Raw genomic sequence first — 23545 nt, forward strand, 5'->3', positions numbered from 1 at the left:
GGGGTGCCCCATGGGCCCGCACCAATTCTCCCGGTTGCCCCGGTGTAGGCATCGAGCCAAAGGGCCCGCCGGTGTCTAGAGGAAGAACGCGCGCAGGCCCCGAGGTACGAGGGGCCGAGCACGATCGACCGGCAGACACCGGGTCTAAGGGCCCGGCGGCGAGAGGCCGGCAAAAAAAGGCCAGGACGTTCACTTTTCGAGCTACCCGCACCGATCACGTTCAGCCGGTCCGCTCACCTTGCGAGCTACGGCAACCGATCACGTCCAGCCGATCCGTTCACTTCGCGGACTACGGCAACCGATCACGTTCAGCAAAGAGGGAGTTGGCATGAGCGTCGGGGCGGCCGAGCTGGGCGCCGGAGGAGCGCGGCGGAACGCCGCCGCGCGGGGCTGGGAGCTGCATCGGCGGTTCCTGCTGCGGGTGGCGGGGCTGCCGGTGGAGGCGGTGGCGGGGCTGCGGGACGCGGAGGCCGCGGACTGGGCGGGCCGGGTGCTGGACGCCGAGGACGAACTGGCCCGGCTCGCTGCCGCGTTGGACGATCCGCTCACCGCGCTGGTGAAGTCGGTCGACGACGGGCAGCGGCGCGACGTGCTGGCGGTGCGCCGCGCGGTGTTCAACGGGCGGCTGCCGCGGGACCCCCAGGTGGTGCGGACCGTGGCGGGGACCGCGGACGCGGCCACGGGCGACCTGCTGCTGCGGTGGCTGGCGGAGCGCACCGCGCTGGCCGGCCTGGCCGGCGAGGGCGACCCGCTGGTCACCGCGGGCCTGGCCCGCGCCCGGGCCGAACTGCGCACGCTGGCCGGGGAGGAGCGGCTGCGGCACGGCCTGGTGCTGGCGTCGCCCACGCTGGACGCCCAGCTCGACGCGTTCATCGCCGACCCGGCGCCGGTCCCGGACAAGCGGGCCCGCAAGAAGGAGCGGTCGCTGCTGGCGTACCTGTACCGCACCGCGTGCAAGACGAGCCCGTTCAGCACGTTCACCGGGGTCGCCACGGGCCGCTTCACCGAGGACGCGGGCGCCGAGGCCACCGCCGGCGGGCCGTGGACCAGCCACCCCAGGCTCAACGTGGTGGTGCTGGCCCGCCTGGCGGAGCTGATCGCGGCCGACCCGGAGCGCCGCGCCGCGCTGCCCGTCGCGGTGTCCGCGGGCTGGGAGCTGGACGAGGACCGGGTGCGGTACGTGCGCCGCTCGGTGACCGCCGGCGACGACAGCGCCGCGGTGAGCTTCGACGCGGCCCACGACCGGCTGTTCTTCCTGCGCCGCCACGGCATGCTGGAGCGGATGCTGGCGCTGTTCGCGGAGGGCGCGGCCCTGCGCTACGGGGAGTTGCAGGCGTGGCTGGCCGCCGAGACGGGAGCCCCGGCCGAGGAGGCCGAACGGTACCCCGCGACCCTGCTGGACCTGGGCATCCTGCGCATGACGGGCCTGGAGACCGACGTCCACGCGCCCGACCCGCTGCGCGCCTTCCAGGACGCCCTGCGCGCGCTCGGCCGGGACTGGGCGGACGCGACCGCGCTGCGGCTCGACGCCGCGGCCGCCTGCGTGCGCGACTTCCCGCCGGCCGACGCCGCGGGCCGGCGTGCCCTGCTCCGCCGGCTGCGCGAGGAACTCATCGCCGTGCAGGTGGAGTTGGGTGCCGAGTCGGCGTCGCTGCCGCAGACCCTGCTGTACGAGGACGTCAGCGCGCAGCCGGTCACCGCTGAGCTGGAGAAGTGGAGGGAGCTGGCCGCCGCGCCGCTGGAGGCGCTGTCCGGCGTGCTGCCCGCGTTCGACGTGGCGCTGCCGCAGCGCCTGGTGCTCAAGGGCTTCTTCCTGGCCCGCTACGGGCGGGGCGGCCGCTGCGACGACCTGCTGCGGCTGGTGCACGACTTCCACGAGGACGTGTTCACCCAGTACCTGCAGTTCAACTCCCTCAAGTCCACCTACACGGAGGACGGTTCGTACGCTCCGGAGGAGAACTGGCTGGGCATGCCGGAGGTGACGGCGCTGGACCGGGCCAGGGCCGAGTTCACCGGCCGGCTGCGCGCCCTGTGGGCCGAGCATCCCGAGGGCGCCGAGGAACTGCACCTGGACGAGGGCACGGTGACCGCCGTGCGCGACGAACTCGCCTTGCTGGGAGACCCGTTCGCGCCGCACAGCCACTTCGTCCAGCTCGCCGACCGCCCCTCGGACCCGCTCGTGGTGCTCAACAACTCCTACGGCGGCCTGAGTTTCCCCTTCACTCGCTTCACGCACTGCTTCGACCCCGCGGGCCCGGCCGACCCCGCCGGGACAGCCGACCCCGCCACTCCGGACGCCGCGAGCGGCCTGAGCGCCGAACTGCGCGCGTCCCTGCGCGCCTGGCAGCCGCCGGGCGCCGTCTTCGCCGAGGTCACCGCCGGTTCGGCGACCACCAACCTCAACCTGCACGGGCGGCTGACCGACCACGAGATCGTCTGCCCGGGCGAGAGCAGCACCGCACCGCCGGAGTCGCGCATCGACCTGGAGGACCTGTACGCCGAGCACGACGAGGCCGAGGACCGGCTGGTGCTGCGCTCGCGGCGGCTGGGTCGCGAGGTCGTGCCGCTCTACCTCGGCTACCTGGTGCCGATGGTGCTGCCCGAAGTGCCGCGCACCCTGCTGCTGTTCTCGCCGACCTCCCGGTCGCGGCCGGACGTGTGGCGCGGCGTGCCGGAGGCGCCCGCGACCGACGGCGTCACCGTGCGCCCCCGGGTGCGCTTCCGCAGCCTGGTGCTGCACCGCCGCAGGTGGGCCGTGGAACCCGGTGCGCTGCCGGTCCGCGAGCGGGGCGCCGGCGAGGCCGCGACGTTCCTCGGCTGGCAGCGCTGGCGGCGGCGGCACGGGCTGCCCGAGCGGGTGTTCGCGACGGTGCGGCCTGAGGGGCCGGGCGACGGCGGTGCGGCGGCGGGCTTCGGCGGCGCGGTGAAACCGCAGTACGTCGACTTCGCCAGCCCGCTGTCGCTGCTGGCCCTGGAGGGGCTGCTGGCCGGCGGTCCCGCCCGCACCGTCTTCGAGGAGATGCTGCCCGGCCAGGACACGCTGCACGTCCGTTCCCCGCGCGGCCGGCACGTCGCCGAACTGGCGCTGGAGATCGTCCCCACGGCGCCGGAGGCGGCAGACCGGCAAGAAGCCCCGGCCGCGGCCGCCGGGCCCGAACGCCACGGAAGGCAGGACCACCCCGCATGACCACCTCCACGCCGGTGACGCCGGCGCCCGAGACGCGCGGCGACTGGCAGGCGTACCACGTGTTCTACGCCGCCAGCACCCGCCCGTTCCTGCTGCAGTGCGCCCGCCCGCTGGTCGCCGACCTCAGCCGGGACGGCCTGCTGGCCGGCTACTTCTTCATCAACTACTGGCTGGAGGGCCCGCACATCCGGCTGCGGCTGCGCCCCTCGTCGCCGCAGGCCGCCGCCGAGGTGGAGGAGCGGGCCACCGCCGCCGTCGAGGAGTTCCTGCGCCGCAGGCCCGCGCTGTACGAGGTCAAGGACGGCTTCCTGTCCGAGCTGTACAACACGCTGTTCGAGCTGGAGTACCCCGGCGGGGAGCGCGACAAGTACACCGACGCGGCCGGCCGGATGCGGCTGCGGCCCAACAACTCCTTCAGCCCCGAGCCGTACGAGCCCGAGTACGGCAAGTACGGCGGCCCGGCCGGTGTCGAACTCGCCGAGTGGCACTTCCAGCGCTCCAGCGACCTGGTCATCGACGCGGCCGCGACGATGAACCTGCACCTGCGGACCGTCCTGCTGGGCGTCTCCGCCCAGCTGATGATGACCATGGGCGGCTGCCTGCTGCCGGACGAGGCCGTGCTGCTGGACTTCCTCGACCGCTACCACTCCTTCTGGAACTCGGCGTTCTCGGGCACCAACTACACCGCGCAGGACGGCTACGACCGGGCCTACGGCCAGATGGACGCCGCGCTGACCCGCCGCTTCCGGGAGATCCGCCGGGCGGTCACCGCGCCGGTCCCCGGCCGGCTCCCGGGCTTCCTGCAGGGCTGGGCCGAGCACTGCCTCGAACTGCGCGAGCGGGTCGGCGACCTGGCCCGCGGCGGCGACCTGGTCTTCCGCTCCTGGGACGGCACCCGGGACCTGCCCGTCACCGAGCCCGCGCAGGCGCTGCCCATGCTGGCCTCGCCCTATATGCACATGACCAACAACCGGCTGTCGGTGAGCGTCCGCGACGAGGCGTACCTGTCGTACGTCCTGGGCCGCGCCCTGCGCGAGGCCGACCCCGACAGCGGCACCGACACGAGCACCGACTCCGGCACAGGCATCGACACCGGCCCCGGCACCGGTACGGACGCCGGGTCCGGCAGCGCGTCCGCGCCGCAGCCCTCGGCGGCGCCATGACCACCGCCGACCTGCTCCAGATGCGGCCCGCGGTGCGCGGCGACATCCTCGTCGGGCCGGCCCTGACGCGCGGCGCCGCGCAGGTCCACCTGGTCAAGGACCCGGTGAGCGGCGCCCGCATGGAGGTCGGGCCGAAGGAGCACTTCGTCATCGTCCGGCTCGACGGCACCCGGACGCTCGCCGACATCGGCACGGAGTACGCCGCGCAGTTCGGGACGCGCCTGGGTCCCACGCAGTGGCAGCAGCTGCTCCGGCTGCTGTCCGTACGGCAGTTGCTCGGGGCGGTGCCGCCGCCCCGGGCCCCGGCCGAGCAGGCCCCGGCGCCCGCGGGCCCGGCCAGGACCGGCGGGTCGCTGCTGTCCGGGCGGACCCGGATGGTCGCCGACGCGCCCGCCCTGATGGACCGGATGCACGACGCCACCGCGTTCGGCCGCCGCCGCGCCGTGCTGCTGCCGCTGCTCGCGCTGTGCGTCGCGCTGCTGGTGTGGGAGGGCGTCGCCTTCGGTGAACTCGCCCACGCCACCCACCGGTTGTTCGACCAGCCGGTGACGCTGTGCGCGGTCGGCGTGCTGCTGTGGTTCAGCCTGGGCGCGCACGAGCTGGCCCACGGGCTGGTCGCGCGGGCGTACGGGCTGCGCGTCGCGGAGATCGGCCTGCGCCGCCACACCGGTTTCCTCACGTACCTGTACTGCGAGGTCGAGGACGTGCAGTTCCTCGGCCGCCGCGGGCCACAGATCGCCATCGCCTCGGCCGGCGCGGTGATGAACCTGGTGTTCCTGCTGCCCTTCTGGCCGGTGTGGCTGCTGCTGCCGGACCGGGCGCAGGCGGTGCCGTTCTTCGGCGGCCTGCTGCTGCTCGGCACCGCGATGGGCCTGCTCAACCTCATCCCGCTGCCCCCGCTCGACGGCTACAAGGCGCTGGGCTACGCCCTGGGCACGCTGCAACTGGCCACCGAGAGCCGGACGTTCGCCTTCGCGGCCCGCAGCCGCGCCCGCCGCGCCGCGTACCCACCGCGGATGCGCGCCGTCTACGGCGGCTACGCCGTGGTGTGCGTACTGCTGGCCGCGGCCCTGCTCGCCGCGCTCGGCCTGGCCTGCCGGCAGACGCTGCCCGGCTCGTGGTCCGCGGTCAGCCCGTGGCTGCCGGCCGCCGCCGTCGCCCTCGCCCTCATCCTGCGGGTTCTCGGCAACCGTGCCGCGGCCCGCCGCGCGGCCCGCGCGCCCGCCACCGAGGCGGCCGGCTCCCGGGCCGGCGCCGCCACCACCCCCGCCGGGAAGGAGCCGCCCGCGGTTCCCTCCGGCCGACCCGCCTCAACTGCCCCGGCCGCGGCCGGACTCAGCACTGGAACCGACCCCGCGCCGGAGGCGCTCATGGACAAGGCCGACGAGCGGCCTCAGCAGACAGCCGTCGCACTCGACGGCGTGGCCAAGTCGTACGGGGAGGTGCGGGCGCTCGACGGGGTGTCGCTGAGTGTGCGGCAGGGGGAGTTCTTCGGGATCCTCGGGCCCAACGGCGCGGGGAAGACCACCCTCATCGAGATCGTCGAGGGGATGCGCAAGGCCGACGCGGGGACGGTCACCGTCTTCGGGCAGAGCCCCTGGCCCCGCAACATCGCGCTGCTGCGCCGGATCGGCGTGCAGACGCAGTCGTCCGCGTTCTTCACCCGCCTCACCGCGTGGGAGCACTTGGAGACCGTCGCCGCGCTGCACGGCCTCGGCAAGGACGCCGCGCGGCGGGCGATCGACATGGTGGGGCTGGCCGACAAGGAGCGCAGCCGGGTCGACGACCTGTCCGGCGGCCAGCGGCAGCGCCTGGCGCTGGCCACCGCCCTGGTGCACGAGCCGGACCTGATCTTCCTCGACGAGCCGACCGCCGCCCTGGACCCCGAGGCCCGCCGCTCGCTGTGGGACGTGCTGCGGGCCCTGCGCGGGCAGGGCCGGACCATCGTCTACACCACCCACTACCTGGACGAGGCCGAGGCGCTGTGCGACCGCGTCGCGATCATCGCGGGCGGCCGGGTCGTCGCGCTGGACACGCCGACGGCGCTGATCCGCTCGCTGTCCGCGCCCGCCCGGCTGCTGGTGCCCGCCGACCGCATCACCCCGGACCAGGCCCGCGCCATCGACGGCGTGGAACGCGTCCTGGTGGAGGGCGGCGAGGTGGTCATCGAGACCCACGCGGCCAACCGCGTCCTCGTCGCGGTCGGCGAGTTCGTCGACATGGACGCCGTCCAGACCCGCACCGCGACCCTCGAGGACGCCTACCTGCGGCTGACCGGATCGGAGCACGCCCGATGAGCACCGCCTACTCCGCGCTGACCAGGGCCGCCTGCCTGGCGTCGGTGCGCGACCGCACCACCGTCTTCTTCACGTTCGCCTTCCCGCTGGTCTTCCTGCTGGTGTTCGGGCTGCTGTTCCGCGGCCAGCAGGTCAACGGCGGCCTGCCGTACATCAATTACGTGGCGCCGGGCGTGCTGTCGTGGGGCGTCGGCAACGCCGCGCTGTTCGGGCCGGCGTTCGCGCTGATGCACTGGCGGCGCGACGACATCCTGCGCCTGGTGTGGCGCACCCCCACGCCGCTGCCGACCGTGCTCGGCTCCCGGTTCGTGGTCGCCGTCGGCGTGGGCCTGGCACAGGCCGTGCTGTTCACCGCGGTCGCGCTGCTGCCGCTGTTCGGCCTGCACCTGTCCGGCCAGTGGCCGCTCGCCCTGCCGCTGCTGGTGCTGGGCGTCGCCGCGTTCCTGGCGATGGGACTGGTGGTCGGCAGCCTCGCCGACACCCCCGAGGCCGTCGCCGCCATCGCCAACTGCGTGATGGTGCCCATGGCGTTCCTGTCCGGCGCGTTCTACCCCGCCGACCTGCTGCCCGGCTGGATCCAGGACGCCTCGTGGGTGCTGCCGCTGCGCTACCTCGACCACGGCCTGACCAACGTCCTGGCGGGGAAGGGGGCCGTGGGCCCGCTGGCCCTGGACTGCCTGGGACTTGCCGCCTTCACCGCCGTGTTCGGCCTCATCGCCGCCCGCACCTTCCGCTGGAGCAACCGGACATGACCCTCGACACCGCGGAACGCCCGCCCCTGGCAGGCGAGTCGGTGCCGCTGGAGCGCGCCGGGCGCGCTCTGCAGGCACGGCTCGCCGTCCTCGCCGCCGACGCCGGACTGCCCGCACCGGGCGTCGCCGTCCTGGGCGCCAGCGACGTGCTGCGCCCCGAACCGCCCGAGCAGGCCCGGCACCGGGCCGCCGCCACCGTCCACCTCACCGCCGAGTCCGTCCTCGTCGGACCGTGGGGCGCGCCCGGCGAGCCGGGGGAGGCCGGGACCGCCTGCGGCGGCTGCCTGGCCATCCGCTGGCAGCGGCTGCGCACCCGCACCGAGCGCGAGGCGCTGGAGACCGGGCAGTCCCTCACCGCCGCCGGCACCTGGCCGGTGCTGCCCGACTACGCCGCGGACGCGGTGGCCGCGCTCCACGCCTGGGCGGCCGGGCAGCCCGCCGCACCGGCCGGCGGCCACGCCCGCGTCACCCGCTACGACCTGGAGAGCGGCCTGGTGCACACTGTGCCGCTGCTCCCGGAACCGCTGTGCGGCAACCACCGGCCCGACCACCGGCCCGACTGCGAGCCGCGGCAGGAGGGCGCGGACGCCGAGCCGTTCGCCCTGTCCCCGCGCCCCAAGCCGGACCCCGGCCGCTACCGGCTGCGCGCGCCCGCCGACTACGCGCTGCCGCTGGCGGCGCTCGCCAACCCGGTGTGCGGGGTGCTCGGCGCGGGCACCTGGAACGACGTCACCTCGCCGACCACCGCCCCCGTCGCCGGCACCGTCTTCATGCGCGGCTACGCCGGGCTGACCGACGTGACCTGGAGCGGGCAGGCCAACTCCTTCGCGTCCAGCCGCGAACTGGCCTTCCTGGAGGGCCTGGAGCGCTACGCGGGCACCCACCGCCGGTCGCTGGGCGGCGTCGTCACCGAGGCGTACGACGTGCTGGGCGACCGGGCGCTCGACCCGCGCACCTGCGGCCTGTACGCGCCCGAGACCTACCGCGACGACCCGATGATCGCGCCCTTCGACCCGGCGCGGCCCATCCCCTGGGTGGAAGGGCACTCGCTGCGCGACGGCCGCCCGGTGCTGGTCCCGGCCCGGCTGGTCTACTACAGCGCGGGAACCGACGCCGACCACTTCGTCTTCGAGTGCTCCAACGGCTGCGCCACCGGCAGCTGCCTGGAGGAGGCGATCCTCTTCGGCCTGCTCGAACTCATCGAGCGCGACGCCTTCCTGCTGGGCTGGTACGGCAACGCGCCGCTCGACGAGATCGACCTGGCCTCGATCGGCAGCCCGGTGGTGCGCGCCATGACCGACCGGGCCGCGCTGTGCGGCTACGACGTGCACGTCTACGACAACCGCATCGACCTGCCGGTGCCGGTCGCCACCGGCCTGGCGGTGCGCCGCGACGGCGGCCCCGGCACGCTGGCGTTCGCCGCGGGCGCCGCCCTCGACCCGGAGACGGCCGTGGAGTCCGCGGTGTCGGAGATCCTCACCTACCTCCCGCACCTGCCCCGGCAGGTCGCCGAGCGTCCCGCCGAACTGGCGGCCATGGCTGAGGACTTCAGCCTGGTGCGACGGCTGCCGGACCACGCCGCCCTGTTCGGGCTGCCGCAGATGGCCGCGCACGTGGGCACGTACCTGCAGCCGCGCGCGGTGCGCACCCTGGCCGACACCTACGCCTCATGGGAACGGGACCGGCCGCGCTCCGCCGACCTGCGCGACGACGTGCGGTGGATGACCGGCGAACTCGCCCGCGCCGGCTTCGACGTGATCGTCGTCGACCAGACCGCGCCGGAGCAGCGGGCGGCGGGCCTGCACACCGTGTGCACCCTGGTGCCCGGGCTGCTGCCCATCGACTTCGGATGGGCCCGGCAACGCGCCCTGACCATGCCGCGGTTGCTCACCGCCCAGCGCCGCGGCGGCCTGCGCGACCGCGACCTGCGCGAGGCAGACCTGCGCCGCGTCCCGCACCCGTTCCCGTGACGGGCCGGCCGGCGCGGGCCTGGCGCACCCGGGCCGCCCGCGGCCCGCGCCTGCGCCCTGACGCCGAAGGGCCCGTGACCCCGCATCAGCGGTGTCACGGGCCCGGCGGGCCGATCCGAGGATCAGGCGGTGCAGCTGGTGGTGCTGGTGGTGCTGGAGCAGGTGCTCGTGCTGGAGCAGCTGGTCGACGAACCGAGCATGACCTCGCTCGCGTCGGAGTAGTCGGTGATCTCGAAGGTCTCGGACTCCAGCTCCAGGATCTCCTGGGCGAGGGAGGCGAGCGGCGCGTCGGTCTTGATGTCGGCCATGGGGGACTCCTTTCCGGCAACGAACGCGGCCCGGTCCGGGCCGCGCACTCTTTCTACGCGCGTCCACTGGCACATCCGCTGGCCGATCGCTGTCATCCCGCTGGCACGGCGGTGGAGCCCCGCCAGTGTCCCCGGCACCCCGGCCGTCCCACCCGCACCGTCCCCGCATCCGCCGACCCGACCGCACGGAGGGCCCGTTGACCGCCTCACCCGGCACCCCGCCGCCCGGAGAACTCCCCGGATTGACCGAAGTCCTCAGCCCCGCTGCCGAGTTCTACCTCGACGTGCACCGCCACCCCGAGCTGTCCGGCGCGGAGGAGCGCACCGCGGACCGGTTCGCCCGGAGACTGGCCGGCGCCGGGTACGAGGTGACCACCGGGGTCGGCGGCCACGGCGTCGTGGGCGTGCTGTCCCACGGCCCCGGGCCCGTGGTGCTGCTGCGCGCCGAACTCGACGCGCTGCCGGTGCGGGAGGAGACCGGGCTGCCGTATGCCAGCGCCGTCACCGAGCCCGTGCCGGTGATGCACGCCTGCGGCCACGACATGCACCTGGCGTGCCTGGCCGGCGCCGCCTCCCTGCTGGCCGGGGCCGCGGGGGAGTGGAGCGGCACGCTCGTGGTGGTCGGCCAGCCCGCGGAGGAGACGCTGACGGGCGCCGCCGCGATGCTCGCCGACGGCCTCTACCGCCGCTTCCCCGCTCCGGACGTGGTGCTGGCCCAGCACACCGTGCCGCTGCCCGCGGGGATGGTGGCGCACGCCGAGGGCCCGGTGCTGGCGGCCGGCGCCACCGTGGAGGTGGTGCTGCACGGCCGCGGCGGGCACGCCGGCACCCCCCAACTCGCCGTGGACCCCGTGGTCGCGGCCGCCGCACTGGTGCTGCGCCTGCAGACGGTCGTCTCGCGCGAGACCGCCCCCGGCGAGCCGCTGGTGCTCACCGTGGGCTCGCTGCACGCCGGCGGCGCCGGCAACGTCATCCCGGACCGGGCGGTCATGGAGGTGACGCTGCGGGCCTTCGCCCCGAGCACCCTGGACCGCGCGCTGGCCGCGGTGCACCGCATCGTGCGCGCCGAGGCGGCCGCGGCCGGCGACGGGCCGGAACCCGGGTTCCGGGTGCTGTCGCGTTCCGGCACGACCGTCAACGACCCGGGCGCGGCCGAGGCCGTGCGGCGCGCCCACCGGGAGTCGCTCGGCGCCGACCGGGTCGCCACGTGGCAGCCGTCGACTGCGACCGAGGACTTCCCGCTGCTCGGACCGGCCGGGCACGACCTGCACGGCGTGCCCGGGATCAGGACCTGCTACTGGATGCTGGGCTCGGTGGGCCCCGAGCAGTGGGCGGCGGCCGGGGCGACCGCCGCGGAGCGCCTGGCGGCCGTGCCGGCCAACCACTCGCCGCGCTTCCAGCCGCACGTCCGGCTGACGTTGCGCACCGGCATCCAGGCCCTGGTGCTGGCCGCGCGCACCCACCTTGCGGCTCCGTCCGGGTCGGTTAAGGTCGCCTCTCGGACGTCCTCCGTGGTGGAGGGCTGAGAGCGAGTCGCCGGCTGCACACCCGTGCGCCGACCGTGGGGGCCCTGGTGAGACTGAGGCTGGAATTCACGACCGAGCCGTTCGACCTCGAGGAGCCGCCTGAGCACGCGCTGGTGGCCCGCGAGGTCGTGGAGAGCGGCGCCCTGGAGGCGGTCGACGTCGGCCCGTTCGGCAACACGGCCGAGGGCTCGGTGGACGCCGTGGTCGAGGCCGTCGCCGAGGTGCTGCGGCGTTCCCTGGCCGCTGGTGCCACCCGGGTGTCCCTGCAGGTCAACGCGCTGCCCGAGCGGGACGGCGAGGGGCTGGCATGACGGCTTCCGCCTCCGCGGGCCGCGCCTCCTCCGGCCGGCCGGACGCCGCCGCGGACTCCGCGCCGGGCGCCCCCGCGCCGTCCGCCCGCCGTGCCTCCGCCGGCCAAGGCGGCGCCGCCCCGGATCCGTTCACCGAGGCCGTGAAGCCGCTCGCGGACGCCATCGGCGCCGCGCTGCTCGCCCCCGCCGAGGCCCGCGGCGACGACGTGGTGCTCAGCTGGGAGGGCGAGCCGGTGGTCGCGGTGCGGCTCCCCCATCTGGCCGACTCGCTGGACCACATCCTGGCCGACCTGGAACGCCGGCACGGCCCGCTGCCCGAACTCGGCCGCAAGGAGAAGCAGAACGTCGTGCGCATCCTGGAGGAGCGCGGCGCGTTCTCCGTCCGGCACGGCGTGGAGACCGTCGCCTCGGCGCTCGGCGTCAGCCGCTTCACCGTCTACAACTACCTGAACAGGGAGAACGCGGCCCGCGACGAGCGCTGACCGGCCGGCGCCCCGGCCCGCCACCACCGCGGTCGGCCGACCACGGGTCCCCGACCGGCGGGCCTTTTTTCAACAAACTGTTGACGTTCCGCGCCGGCGGCTCCTACGTTGCGGGTGTGACTTCCAGCGCACCGCCGGGACTGTCCCGGCTCAACGCCGCGTCCGGCCCCGGCGCCGTCGCCCTGCTGCACGAGGTGTGCGCCAGCACGGCGTGGGGCGCGGCGGTGGCCGCCGGGCGGCCGTACCGCAGGCTCGACGACCTCCTCGCGGTGAGCGACGCGGCGACCGCCGCCCTGACCGCCGGCGACCTCGCCGAGGCGATGGCCGGGCACCCCCCGATCGGCCGCCCCAAGCCCGGCGACCCGACCTCCGCCCGCGAGCAGAGCGGCGTGGCGGACGCCGAGCGCGAGGAGCTGCTCCGGCTCAACCTCGCGTACCAGGACGCCCACGGGCACGTCTTCCTGATCTGCGCCACCGGCCGCACCGGTGCGCAGATGCTCGCCGCGCTCAACGAGCGGATCGGCAACGATCGCGACACCGAGCGCGAGATCGTCCGCACCGAGCTGGGAAAGATCAACCGTATCCGGCTCACCCGGCTCGCGGCGACCGAGGAGGACCCCGCATGACGTCCGCGCACCCGCCCGCCGACACGGCCTCCGTGTCCACCCACATCCTGGACACCAGCCGCGGCCGGCCCGCGGCAGGCGTCGCCGTGACGCTGTCGGTCCGCGCCGGGGCGGACGCGCCCTGGAGTGCGCACGGCACGTCGGCCACCGACGCCGACGGCCGCTGCAAGGACCTGCCCGCGCCGCCGGAAGGCACCACGCACGTCCGGCTGGACTTCGCCGTCGAGCCGTACTTCACCCCTCAGGACTCCACCCGCAAGGACGTCCCGCACCGGGACGCCACCCACGAAGCCGAGGCCCAGCAGGACGCCCCCCGCTCAAGGGACAGCGGCGCCGCGGTGTTCTTCCCGGAGGTGGCGGTGGTCTTCGCCGTCGCGCCGGGCGAGCACCACCACGTGCCGCTGCTGCTCAACCCGTTCGGCTACTCCGTATACCGAGGGAGCTAGCACCGATGACCGCCGATTCCCGCCCTGCACGCACCACCCTGCTCGGCCAGAACCAGTACGGCAAGGCGGAGACCCGCGTCGTGCGGGTCGTCCGCGAGGGCCGCACCCACCGCATCAAGGACCTCAACGTCTCCGTCGCCCTGTCCGGCGAGATGGACGAGGTGCACTACTCCGGCTCCAACGCCAGCGTGCTGCCGACCGACACCACCAAGAACACCGTGTTCGCTTTCGCCAGGGAGCACGGCATCGAGTCCGCCGAGGCGTTCGGCATCCACCTCGCCCGGCACTTCGTCACCAGCCAGCAGCAGATCCACCGGGCGCGCATCCGGATCGAGGAGTACGCCTGGCAGCGGATCGGCGGGACCGGGCACTCCTTCGCGCGCAGCGGCCAGGAGACCCGCACCACCGAGGTCGGCTACGACGGCGAGCGCTTCCAGGTGGTCTCCGGGCTCAAGGACCTGGTCGTGCTGAACTCCACCGACTCGGAGTTCTGGGGCTACGCCAAGGACAAGTACACGACCCTGAAGGAGGCGTACGACCGCATCCTCGCCACCGAGGTCACCGCCCGCTGGCGGTTCTCCTGGACCGGCGAAGGCGACGCGGCCGGTGCCGACGGCGGGCAGCCGCCCGCCTGGGAGGAGTCGTACGAGCAGGCCCGCGGCCACCTGCTGGCGGCCTTCGCGGACACCTACTCGCTGTCCCTGCAGCAGACCCTGTTCGCGATGGGCACCCGGATCATCGAGAACCACCCGGGCATCGACGAGGTGCGGCTGTCGCTGCCGAACAAGCACCACTTCCTGGTGGACCTGGAGCCGTTCGGCCTGAAGAACGACAACGAGGTCTACCACGCCGCCGACCGCCCCTACGGCCTCATCGAGGGGACGGTGCTGCGCGAGGGCGCCGACGCCCGCATCCCGGTGACCGGCTGACCGCGCGGACGGACGAGAGGCACACGCACATGACCCAGCGCATCGTCATCGAGAACGCCGCCGTCGCCACGGTCGACGCCGCGGACACCGAGTACGCCACCGGGCACGTGGTCGTCGCGGACCACCTCATCGAGTCCGTCGGCGCCGGCCCCGCGCCCGCCGGACTGGAGGACGTCGCCCGGCGCATCGACGGCACCGGCCACCTGGTCACTCCCGGCCTGGTCAACACCCACCACCACTTCTACCAGTGGCTCACCCGCGGCCTGGCCCAGGACAGCAACCTGTTCAACTGGCTGGTCGAGCTGTACCCGACGTGGGCGCGGATCGACGAGCCGATGGTGTACGCGGCGGCCGCCGGCTCGCTCGCCGTGATGGCCCGCGGCGGCGTCACCACCGCGATGGACCACCACTACGTCTTCCCGCGCGGCACCGGCGACCTGCTGGGCGCCGAGATCCGCGCCGCGGCCGAACTCGGGGTGCGGTTCACCGCCGCCCGCGGCTCGATGGACCGCGGCGAGTCCTCCGGCGGGCTGCCGCCGGACTTCGCCGTGGAGACCACCGAGGAGGCGCTGCTGGCCACCGAGGCGGCCATCGACACCCACCACGACGCGTCCTTCGCCTCGATGCTGCGGATCGCCGCGGCACCCTGCTCGCCCTTCTCGGTCTCCACCGAACTGATGCGGGAGGCCGCCACGTTGGCGCGCCGCAAGGGCGTCCGGCTGCACACCCACGGCAGCGAGACGGTGGAGGAGGAGAAGTTCTGCCACGAGCTGTTCGGCATGGGCCCGACCGACTACTTCGAGTCCACCGGCTGGCTCGGCGGCGACGTGTGGATGGCGCACTGCGTCCACATGAACGACTCCGACATCGCGGCCTTCGCCCGTACCGGCACCGGCGTCGCCCACTGCCCGTCGTCCAACGCCCGCCTGGCGGCGGGGATCGCGCGGGTACCGGAGATGCTGGCGGCCGGAGTGCCGGTCGGCCTGGGCGTGGACGGCACCGCCTCCAACGAATCCGGTGAGCTGCACACCGAGTTGCGCAACGCCCTGCTCATCAACCGCCTCCGCGGCGGCGAGAAGGCGCTGAACGCCCGCCAGGCGCTGCGCCTGGGCACCTACGGCGGCGCCCAAGTGCTGGGCCGCGCCGCGGAGATCGGCTCGCTGGAGGCCGGCAAGCTCGCCGACCTCGTGCTGTGGAAGGTCGACACCGTCGCCCACGCCTCCATCGCCGACCCGGTCGCCGCCCTCGTGCTCGGCGCCCCGGCCCCGGTCACCCTGTCGCTGGTCAACGGCAGGACCGTGGTGGAGGACGGCCGGCTCGCCCGCGCCGACGAGGACGCGCTGGCCCGGCTGACCCGCGCCGAGGCGCGGCGCCTCGCGGAGATCGCCGGCCTCGCCTGACCGCCGCCTCCGCGCGGCACCCCAGACGACCGGCCGGGGAGGGACGGCCCCCGGCCGGTGGCCGGCCCCTGCCCTGGTGCGGGGTCCGGTGGCCGGTCCTGCCTGACGCGGGCCCGGCGAGCGCCGCCCCCGGGACGGATCCGCGAACGGATCCCCCGGGGGCGGCGTCGCCCTACCGGTTCCCGGCCGGGAGGGCGGCGAGGGTCGCGCAGAGGTCCTCCACCGGCCCCGCGTGCGCGGTGACGCGCGGGAAGTGGTCGGTGCCGATGCTCAGCACGAGCGTGCCGGTCAGGACCGAGTAGCCGCGCGCCTGGTACGGGTTGGCGGCGTGGATGCCCAGGCCCAGATGGCCGTCGACCACCCACGTCTGGCTGCCGTCCGCGTGGTGGAACAGCCAGGCCGTGCCCGCCAGGTCCCGGTCCACCGCGGCCCCGGTCGCCACGTCGGTGTAGCGGAACACCAGCGGCCCGGTGACCTCCTGCTCGGTGGGCGCCCCCGTGGCGTCCACCGCCAGGGTCCTGATCCGCTCGCCGTCCTGGACGACGTCCGCATGCAGGGCGAAGTCGCAGACGTCGCCGGCCGCGTCGGTGAACGGGGTGCTGCGGTACGGCTGCCACGGCCCCGGCAGCGCGGTGGTGGTGGTCGGGGCCTGGCCGGTCGCGGCCTGCGCCGGACCCGCGGGCAGGACGGCGGCGGCCAGCGCCGCGGCGACGGCCGCGGTGAACGCGGCCGCGCGGGGGAAAGCTCTCATGCGGAACTCCGAGGAGGATGGCGGGACTCAGCCGGAAAGGATGCGAACACGCCCCCCCGGCGGCGCGTTGGGCGCCGGTCACGGGGATGCGTCGCGGTCCGGTGCCCTCGAGCCTGGCGCCGCGGGCCGCAGACCTGCCAACCTTTCGGCAGAGCCGGAAACGAGGCAGGCCGCCCGCGCAGGCCGTGCACCGGCGGTCGCGCTCGGGAGGGGAGCGGCGTTGCTCAGGCTGCGCTTCACCGTCGAGGACCTGCTGCGGGTGCGCTTCGCGCCCGGCCCCGCACCCCTGGTCGAAACCGGCCTGGCGCTCTCGGTGCTGCGCGCGGGCAGCCCCGACCCGCCGCTCACCCGGTGGCGCCGCACCACCGCGGCGGGCCTGAGCGCACGCGCCGGTGCGGCGGCCGGCCGGATGCTCGAACTGCTGCGCCCCGACGGCCTCGGCCCGACGTTCCTCGACCCGCCGCTGCCCGACGTCGGTGAGGCGCTGGAGCGCGTCGCCGCGACGGACCGGGACCAGGCCGCCGCGGAACTGCGCCGGCTGTGGGACGGGTACGGCCGTCCCGCCGGTGCGTGGACGGCCGCGCTGGAACGCCACGAGGCCCGCGCCTGGCGGGAGTTGACGGCCGTGCTGGCCGAGTCGCACCGCGCGCTGCTGCGCCCGTGGTGGCCGCGGCTGCGCGAGGGCTACGCCGCGGACGTCGCCTGGCGCGGCACCGTCCAGCAGGAGCGGGGCCTGCGGGAGATGCTGGCCGGCCTGGTGCCGGGCGCGGACTGGGCGGGCGCCGACCTCCGGCTGCCGTCGCCGCGCAGCACGACGGTGCACCTCGGCGGCCAGGGCCTGACCCTGATGCCCTCGCTGCTGTGGCGCGGCGCCCCGCTGCGCACCCGCCACCCGGACGGTTCGCTGCTGCTCGTCTACGGCGCGCTGACCCCGCTGCCGCTGGTCCCCGCGCCGGACGGCCCCGCAGACCCGCTGTCCGCGCTCCTGGGCACCACTCGCGCCCAGGCCCTGCACCTGCTGACCGACCCGCACACCACCACCGGCCTGGCCCGCACCCTCGGCGTCAGCGCCGGCTCGGCCTCCACCCACGCCAAGACCCTGCGCGCCGCGGGCCTGGTCGCCACCGTCCGCGAGGGCAAGCAGGTCAGGCACTCCTGCACCCCCCTGGGCCGCCTCCTCCTCGCCGGCACCACGCCCTGATCCCTGTGGGTGCCCCACCGGTGCCGAAACCCGAACCCCGGCCGCCGGCGCCCGGTGCACGACGACGCGCACGGACGCGGCGAGAACCGGTACGTTCAGCCGGCGATCATGCGAGGCTGGGCGGCCGTGTCACGTGCCGCGTTCCACAGGGGGACAGGATGAACGAGTCGGGAAGAGTCGAGGCGTTCAGCGACGGGGTGTTCGCCATCGCCATCACGCTGCTCGTGCTGGAGATCAAGGTCCCGCACGACGCCGCCACCCATCTGTGGTCGGCGCTGGGTGCCATGTGGCCGTCCTACGCCGCCTACGTCGTGACGTTCCTGATCATCGGCGTGATGTGGGTCAACCACCACACGGTCTTCCAGCGCATCGCGCGGGTGGACCGTGCGCTGCTGTTCCTCAACCTCGTCCTGCTGATGGGTGTGGCCGCGCTGCCGTGGCCCGCGGCGGTGGTGGCCGCCTACCTGCGGGACGGCAAGGCGGCGCAGGTCGCCCTTGCCGTCTACGGCCTCTTCATGGTCTTCCACGCGCTGGTGTTCCAGGCCATGTGGTGGCACCTCACCCGCACGGGCCATCTCTTCGACGAGCGGGTGGACGTCGAAGCAGCCCGTGCCACCCGGGCACGGTTCGCCCTCGGCACGGTCGTGTACCCCGTCACGGTCGGCCTGGCCTTCCTCTCGGCCCCGTTGACGCTGGCCGTCCACGGACTGCTCGCCGTCTACTACGCGTTCAACCAGGTGCCCGTCCCGACCAAGGCGGAGCCCGCACCCGCCGGCGGCGGGAAGCTCTGATCCGGCCCGGACTGCCGCGGGGCGCGGGGAATATCGCTGTTCGGACGGCGGATGCCCGTGATAGACATCCGCCGTGCAAGAGACTCTCCAGTTCCCCGACCTGCTGCGGCTGATCGACGAGCGGTCGACCGCCTTCCGTGCCGCGATCGCCGCCGCGCCCAGCCTCGACGCGCAGGTGCCGACCTGCCCCGAGTGGACACTGGCCGATCTGGTGCAGCACCTGGGCGCGGGACGCCGCGCCTGGGCCGCCACCATCGCCGCGGGGCCGGACGCCACGGCCAAGGCCGAGCCGCGGAGCGACGCGGTCGCGCCCCGGGAACGCGAGGCCCTGCTGGCCTGGCTGGCCGCGTCGACGCAGGAACTGCTGGACGCGCTGCGGGAGGCGGGCCCGGACCGCGGCTGCTGGGGGTGGTGGGGGAAGTCCCAGTCGCCGCTGACCTGCGCTGGCGCCGCCCGGCGCCAGCTGCACGAGATCGCGGTGCACACCTACGACGCGCAGCTCACCGCCGGCGACCCCCAGGCGGTGCCGGACGAGGTGGCGCTCGACGGCGTGGAGGAGTTCCTCCTCACCGTCTGCACCACGACGGAGCCCTGGCCGCACGAGCCGGCCCTCGTCGCCTACCACGCCACCGAGGGCCGCTCCTGGCACTACTGGGCCGACGCCGACGGCGCCCGGCTCGCCCGCCTGTCCCCGTCCGGGACGACCGCGGCCACCGGCTCCGGCGAGGAGCCGGACGCGGTCGACGCCTCCATGGAGGGCCCGGCCAGCGCCATGGTCCTCGCCCTCTACGGCCGCATCCCGCTGGACTCCCTGAAGCTCGACGACGGCCGGGGCGTCTTCGACCAGCTCGTGGAGTGGGACCCGGAGCGCTAGCTCAGCCGGTCAACGCCCCCTCCAGCCCGGCCTCCCGCGTGCGGTGGCCGGGCTCGGGCGCCGGGTCGGTCCGGCAGGCCCGGATGTCGTGGCGGTCCGACGTGAGGCACTGCCCGGTCGACAGGTCGAACGTCCAGCCGTGCAGGGCGCAGGTGAGCAGGTCGTCCTCGATCCTTCCGAAATGGGTCAGGTCGGCGCGCAGATGGGGGCAGCGGCGCTGCACCTGCCAGTCGTCGATGACGACGTCCTCGCCGTCGTCGTCGGCCGACGCGTAGTAGTTCTCCACGTAGTCGATGCGCTCCTCGGACAGGCACTTGAAGAACGTGTAGACGAACTCGTTGTAGGCGCCCACGCGTTCGGCGCTGAAGCGCAGCGACAGGAAAAGGCTGTTGGACCAGTCGTTCTCCCGCCCGGCGATGTTGGTGGCCACCAGGTCCCCGGAGGTGGACATCGTGAAGCGGCAGCGTTCCCCGTCCCACAACCGGACCTGACGGGCCGGGAAGTCGACGACGATCGAGGTGTCGTCGACATCGAGCCGCAGGGGTCCGCCGACGCCTTCGCAGATCCGGTCCGCCCGGGCCATCAGGGGCTCCCACCAGTCCTTGAGGGCGGCCAGCAGTTCATCGGCGGGCAGGGCCGGGGCGCGACCGGCGCGTTCCGCGGCCAGCTCCGGCTGCCGCCGGCGCGCGTAGGCGCGCAGGTACTGGGGTTTGTGGTCGAACAGGTAGGTGATCTCCTGCGGGTCGTACCGGTGGGTGACCTCGCAGTCGCTCTTGCTGACCGTCGCGACACTGCCCGGCAGCCACAGGTGCGCCGGGACGTCCGGGCGCTCCCGGGCGAGCTGGTCCAGGAACTCCCGCTGGTCGGTGAAGATGCTCTCCCCGTCCCGGCCGGTGCCGTTGAGAGGGAACAGCTCCTCGTCGAGGAAGCACGGCGGGCCGGAATTGGGGAAGACATGGGCGCCCTGGAGGGCGTCGATGTAGCGCACCGCCCGCTCGAACTGCCCTGTGCGCTTGCGCTCGGCGAACTTCTGCTTCGCGGCGTGGGGGAGGCGGTAGACCATGGGCCACCAGATGGCGCCGGAGAACTGCGTGAAGTGCGCGTGGACCTCGCCGAACTCCAGGATGGCCGCGGTGTCCAGCGGATGCGCGTCGTTCTGGTTGAGCAGGACGGTCTCGCCGTCGTCGAGTGACAGCGCCGAATCCCCGATCGGGCCGTCGCCCGGCCCGGTCAGGGCGGTGACCATCATGCGCAGCCCGTCCCGCTCGAAGGGCACGCCGCTGCGGGTCCGCAGGAACCGGCTGAAGCCCAGCGCCCGCAGCTCGCACTCCAGCTCGTCGGTGGGGTAGTCGGGCAGCAGGACAGTGGCGTCCTTGCGCACATGGCGGCGCAGGATCACCGGATCGAAGTGGTCGCGGTGCAGGTGGGACACGTAGAGGTAGTCGGCGGTGCGGCCGTAACCGTCCCAGTCCAGATCGCTGTTGTCGGGGAACGGGAACCACGACCCGAAGAAGGCCGGGGAGACCCAGGGGTCGCACAGCACCGACCCCACCGCCGTCTCGATGAACAGTCCCGCGTGCCCCAGCCCGGTGATTCGCACAGTGCAGCTCCGATACCGCTCGTGGCACAGCCGTCCGGCAGGAAGGGAACGGCCCTGGTCCCTTCCGACGATCGGGCGGACACGGCGCGGACGCATCTACGGGGTCAGCCGGATGCCCGGCAGCCGAAAGGAGACAGCCCTGGGTGAGGCCCGGCTCGGGCGCCGGGATCTCACCGGTACGGCCGTCCCCCGGATTGCGGCGGCCCGGCGTGTCGCGCGTCCGGCACGCCGGCATGCCCTCAGGCCGATTGCGACGGTGTCCCGGAGCGGCGCTTGGCGAGGAGGCCGGCCAGCAGGATGGTGAACGTGCCGATGGCCACCCCGCACAGGGTCCACAGCACCCGGTCGCCCTCGGCGCCGTACTGCGAGGGCTGCGGGAGGTCCACCAGGATCAGTGCCGCAGCGGCGATGAAGGCGGTGTAGAGGGCGTAGTTCCACGAGTGCACGACCACGCCGTGCATCACCAGCACGAGGGCGACCACTTCGAGCCCGTGGTCGACCGCGAACAGCTTCCGCCCGTGTTCGCTCGCGGGCAGCAGAAGCAGCAGCAGGGCCGCGACGGACCCGATGCCGGCGCCGAACAGGCGCTGCGCGGCGGTCAGCGCGGTCTGCTCCAGGCTCGGCTTCATGGCGACGATGGTGGCGATCGGCAGCCAGTAGCCGTGCGACAGGTCCAGCCCGAAGGCGAGAGCCACCGCCCCGGCCATGGCGACGGCACGGATCAGCGCGAACGCGGTCATCGGCGCGGTCAACTTCCGCCGCGCGGTGTCGCCGGGGATCTCCGGGACCGGCGGGGGGCGGTCGCGGCGCCCGCGGATCAGCCAGCCCGCGCCGGCGACCACGATCCAGAGCGCCGAGCCCCCGGCCCAGGAGACCACCTGAGCCCAGGTGTAGCTGGTGATGCGGGCGTGGTGGTGGAGGTTGAAGGCGAGCCCGAGGGCGACGATGAACCACACGTTCAGCAGCAGAGCAGCGACGAACCGGTGCGTCCCGAACGCGATCGCCAGACCGCCCGCCAGCGTCACCAGGAAGGTCGCCAGCACCAGCCAGCCCCAGGACTCGCCGCCGATACCGAAGGCGAGCGCGGTCAGACCGGCCCCGGCCGCCCCGAAGACGGCCATGCGCGCCGATCCGTACCCGAAGCCGCCTCCCGGGTCGGCCAGTCCGGTGAGCAGCAGGCCGAACAGGGCGCTGAGCAGGTACTGCTCGTAGCCGATGGCCCAGAAGACGATCAGCGGCACGAGCGCGACGTCCAGGACCGCGACGCCCCGCGGCCAGTTCAGTCCCCCGGGGGTGAGGGCGAACACCTTGGCCAGCCAGCCGGTCGCCTTCCGCAGGAGAGCGGATCCTGTCTCTGGACCGCTCGCAGTGGCCATGACCGCCCTCGCTCGCCTGGGTCGCCGGAATGCCGCTCGGTCCCGCATTCTGCGACGGCGGCGGCGCCCGCGGCGAAGCGACCCGCTGCGCGCGGCCGAAGAGGGGCCGCCCGTCATCCCTACGGCGCATCCGTCGCGGCGGTGGCCGGGACGCCGCCGTATAACCGGAAGGGAACGCTCGGCCGCCGGTCGACCGGTGCGACACCGGACCCCCGGCGGCAGCCGGGAGGGCATGACGCCGTCGCCGAGGCGACCTCGCGCCGGACGGAGGAGCCGCTGTCCATGAGCGCCGACGCCACGCCCTCGTACGCGGATCTGGATCCGCGCCGGCGCCGCCGGCTGCTGCTGCGGACCGGGCTGCGCGCGGTCGTCACCCCGGTCGTCCTGCTGGCGCTGTACTACGCGCTGCCGCTGGACCATCCCTCGGAGGTGGGCAAGGCCGGCTGGTTCGTGCTCGGCTTCGTGGTGTTCGCGGCGGCCGTCGCCTGGCAGGTGTACTCGATCGTCCACTCGCCCCACCCCCGGTTGCGCGGGATCGAGGCGCTCACCGTGGTGGTCCCGCTGTTCCTGCTGATGTTCGCCGGCACGTACTTCCTGCTGGAGGCGGGCCAGCCCGCCTCCTTCACCCAGCCCCTGACCCGCACGGACGCGCTCTACTTCACCGTCACCGTGTTCGCGACCGTCGGCTTCGGCGACATCACCGCGAAGACGGAGACCGCCCGGGTCCTGGTCACGGTCCAGATGATCGGCGGACTGATCATGGTGGGGCTGGTGGCCAAGCTGCTCGTCGGCGCCGCCCAGTTCGCCGCCCAGCGCAAGGCGCCCGGAACACCGCCGAAGGGGCCGTGACGCGGCGTCACGCCTCCCGGCACCCGGCCGGCACGGCGACCTGCCCGCCCACGGCCGTCACAGCTCCCGGTACATGACGTGGAGGCCGACGTAGCCGTGGGCGGGGTGGCGGAAGCCGCCGGGGACGGTGCCCAGGACGCGGAAGCCGAGCGAGGTGTAGAGCGCGACGGCCGGGGCGTTGGACTCGACGACCGCGTTGAACTGCATGCCGCGGTAGCCCGCGCGGGCGGCCCAGTCCAGCGCCTCACGGCACAGGGCGCGCCCGACGCCGCGGCCCGCGTGGGCCGGGTCGACCATGAAGCTGGCGCTGGAGACGTGCGCCGCGTTCCCCATCTGGTTGGGGTTCATCTTCGCCGTGCCGAGCACCGTCCCCGCCTCGTCGACGGCGACGACGGTACGGCCGGGCGCGGTCAGCAGCCAGAACGACCGGCCCTGCTCCTCGGTGATGTCGGTGGGGTAGCTGAACGTCTCGCCGGCCCGGCAGATGTCGCGCAGGAACGGCCAGATCAGCGGCCAGTCGGCCTCGGTCACGTCGCGGATGAGCATGCGGCCAGCATGATCGGCGGGCGGATCACCGGCAAAGGATTAAGAGGAGCTAACACAAAGGGCTGATTCGGGGACTTGGGGCGTGTCGTTGGGTTCGGTGGGTCGTTGCGGTGGGTGTGGGGAAGGCGCCGCCGTGGTTGGTCACGGACGAGTTGTGGGC

At 74.3% G+C, this 23545-nt stretch carries 21 protein-coding genes; 16 read left to right on the forward strand and 5 right to left on the reverse strand.

Annotated elements, in window-relative coordinates; translation table 11 throughout:
* Positions 1 to 328: 328 nt before the first annotated feature.
* The 5 genes from ACH4TG_RS33405 to ACH4TG_RS33425 all read left to right on the forward strand — a co-directional run bounded on the left by ACH4TG_RS33405 (position 329) and on the right by ACH4TG_RS33425 (position 9369).
* Complete coding sequence (locus ACH4TG_RS33405; protein ID WP_398246376.1) at positions 329 to 3187, forward strand: lantibiotic dehydratase; 2859 nt, start codon at positions 329 to 331, stop codon at positions 3185 to 3187.
* Positions 3184 to 4350, forward strand: coding sequence for a lantibiotic dehydratase C-terminal domain-containing protein (locus ACH4TG_RS33410; RefSeq protein ID WP_398246377.1), 1167 nt, complete (start codon positions 3184 to 3186; stop codon positions 4348 to 4350). Before ACH4TG_RS33405 ends, ACH4TG_RS33410 begins: the two co-directional genes overlap by 4 nt.
* Positions 4351 to 5720: 1370 nt before the next feature.
* On the forward strand, positions 5721 to 6647 hold the full coding sequence (locus ACH4TG_RS33415; protein WP_398246409.1) for an ABC transporter ATP-binding protein: 927 nt from the start codon (positions 5721 to 5723) through the stop codon (positions 6645 to 6647).
* Positions 6644 to 7399 (forward strand): ABC transporter permease, encoded by a 756-nt coding sequence (locus ACH4TG_RS33420; protein ID WP_398246378.1) that lies wholly within the window; start codon positions 6644 to 6646, stop codon positions 7397 to 7399. The genes ACH4TG_RS33415 and ACH4TG_RS33420 overlap by 4 nt, the downstream gene beginning before the upstream one ends.
* Positions 7396 to 9369 (forward strand): TOMM precursor leader peptide-binding protein, encoded by a 1974-nt coding sequence (locus ACH4TG_RS33425; RefSeq protein WP_398246379.1) that lies wholly within the window; start codon positions 7396 to 7398, stop codon positions 9367 to 9369. Before ACH4TG_RS33420 ends, ACH4TG_RS33425 begins: the two co-directional genes overlap by 4 nt.
* A 122-nt stretch (positions 9370 to 9491) precedes the next feature.
* Here the strand turns inward: ACH4TG_RS33425 and ACH4TG_RS33430 are convergent, their stop codons facing one another.
* Positions 9492 to 9677 (reverse strand): thiazolylpeptide-type bacteriocin, encoded by a 186-nt coding sequence (locus ACH4TG_RS33430; RefSeq protein WP_398246380.1) that lies wholly within the window; start codon positions 9675 to 9677, stop codon positions 9492 to 9494.
* A gap of 197 nt (positions 9678 to 9874) precedes the next feature.
* On the opposite strand from ACH4TG_RS33430, the gene ACH4TG_RS33435 reads away from it, so the two are divergent.
* From ACH4TG_RS33435 to ACH4TG_RS33465, 7 genes are all read left to right on the forward strand, one after another.
* Positions 9875 to 11203 (forward strand): amidohydrolase, encoded by a 1329-nt coding sequence (locus ACH4TG_RS33435; protein ID WP_398246381.1) that lies wholly within the window; start codon positions 9875 to 9877, stop codon positions 11201 to 11203.
* A gap of 47 nt (positions 11204 to 11250) precedes the next feature.
* On the forward strand, positions 11251 to 11514 hold the full coding sequence (locus tag ACH4TG_RS33440; RefSeq protein ID WP_398246382.1) for a hypothetical protein: 264 nt from the start codon (positions 11251 to 11253) through the stop codon (positions 11512 to 11514).
* Positions 11511 to 11996, forward strand: a complete 486-nt coding sequence (locus tag ACH4TG_RS33445) for a helix-turn-helix domain-containing protein (RefSeq protein ID WP_398246383.1) — start codon at positions 11511 to 11513, stop codon at positions 11994 to 11996. Before ACH4TG_RS33440 ends, ACH4TG_RS33445 begins: the two co-directional genes overlap by 4 nt.
* 116 nt (positions 11997 to 12112) lie before the next feature.
* Positions 12113 to 12622, forward strand: a complete 510-nt coding sequence (gene uraD, locus ACH4TG_RS33450; RefSeq protein ID WP_398246384.1) for a 2-oxo-4-hydroxy-4-carboxy-5-ureidoimidazoline decarboxylase — start codon at positions 12113 to 12115, stop codon at positions 12620 to 12622.
* Complete coding sequence (gene uraH, locus ACH4TG_RS33455; protein ID WP_398246385.1) at positions 12619 to 13068, forward strand: hydroxyisourate hydrolase; 450 nt, start codon at positions 12619 to 12621, stop codon at positions 13066 to 13068. Before uraD ends, uraH begins: the two co-directional genes overlap by 4 nt.
* Before the next feature lie 5 nt (positions 13069 to 13073).
* Entirely contained in the window at positions 13074 to 13997 is a 924-nt protein-coding gene (pucL, locus tag ACH4TG_RS33460; protein ID WP_398246386.1) for a factor-independent urate hydroxylase, read from the forward strand.
* 29 nt (positions 13998 to 14026) lie between these two features.
* Complete coding sequence (locus tag ACH4TG_RS33465; protein ID WP_398246387.1) at positions 14027 to 15397, forward strand: 8-oxoguanine deaminase; 1371 nt, start codon at positions 14027 to 14029, stop codon at positions 15395 to 15397.
* Positions 15398 to 15569: 172 nt separating this feature from the next.
* Here the strand turns inward: ACH4TG_RS33465 and ACH4TG_RS33470 are convergent, their stop codons facing one another.
* Entirely contained in the window at positions 15570 to 16148 is a 579-nt protein-coding gene (locus tag ACH4TG_RS33470) for a hypothetical protein (RefSeq protein ID WP_398246388.1), read from the reverse strand.
* Positions 16149 to 16368: 220 nt separating this feature from the next.
* On the opposite strand from ACH4TG_RS33470, the gene ACH4TG_RS33475 reads away from it, so the two are divergent.
* The 3 genes from ACH4TG_RS33475 to ACH4TG_RS33485 all read left to right on the forward strand — a co-directional run bounded on the left by ACH4TG_RS33475 (position 16369) and on the right by ACH4TG_RS33485 (position 19014).
* Positions 16369 to 17349 carry an ArsR/SmtB family transcription factor gene (locus ACH4TG_RS33475; RefSeq protein ID WP_398246389.1) on the forward strand — a complete coding sequence of 327 codons (981 nt, stop codon included), beginning with the start codon at positions 16369 to 16371 and terminating at the stop codon, positions 17347 to 17349.
* A gap of 158 nt (positions 17350 to 17507) precedes the next feature.
* On the forward strand, positions 17508 to 18140 hold the full coding sequence (locus ACH4TG_RS33480) for a TMEM175 family protein (RefSeq protein WP_398246390.1): 633 nt from the start codon (positions 17508 to 17510) through the stop codon (positions 18138 to 18140).
* A gap of 73 nt (positions 18141 to 18213) precedes the next feature.
* Positions 18214 to 19014: a maleylpyruvate isomerase family mycothiol-dependent enzyme gene (locus ACH4TG_RS33485; RefSeq protein ID WP_398246391.1), complete on the forward strand. Its 801-nt coding sequence runs from the start codon at positions 18214 to 18216 to the stop codon at positions 19012 to 19014.
* A gap of 1 nt (position 19015) precedes the next feature.
* On the opposite strand, the gene ACH4TG_RS33490 is transcribed toward ACH4TG_RS33485, so the two are convergent.
* Complete coding sequence (locus tag ACH4TG_RS33490) at positions 19016 to 20614, reverse strand: Rieske 2Fe-2S domain-containing protein (RefSeq protein ID WP_398246392.1); 1599 nt, start codon at positions 20612 to 20614, stop codon at positions 19016 to 19018.
* Positions 20615 to 20853: 239 nt separating this feature from the next.
* Complete coding sequence (locus tag ACH4TG_RS33495; RefSeq protein ID WP_398246393.1) at positions 20854 to 21990, reverse strand: FUSC family protein; 1137 nt, start codon at positions 21988 to 21990, stop codon at positions 20854 to 20856.
* Positions 21991 to 22272: 282 nt separating this feature from the next.
* On the opposite strand from ACH4TG_RS33495, the gene ACH4TG_RS33500 reads away from it, so the two are divergent.
* Entirely contained in the window at positions 22273 to 22839 is a 567-nt protein-coding gene (locus ACH4TG_RS33500; RefSeq protein WP_398246394.1) for a potassium channel family protein, read from the forward strand.
* Between the two features lie 57 nt (positions 22840 to 22896).
* Here the strand turns inward: ACH4TG_RS33500 and ACH4TG_RS33505 are convergent, their stop codons facing one another.
* Entirely contained in the window at positions 22897 to 23385 is a 489-nt protein-coding gene (locus ACH4TG_RS33505; RefSeq protein WP_398246395.1) for a GNAT family N-acetyltransferase, read from the reverse strand.
* Positions 23386 to 23545 lie beyond the last annotated feature (160 nt).

This window comes from Streptomyces sp. NPDC020917 (genome assembly GCF_044333795.1).
Taxonomy (GTDB): domain Bacteria; phylum Actinomycetota; class Actinomycetes; order Streptomycetales; family Streptomycetaceae; genus Actinacidiphila.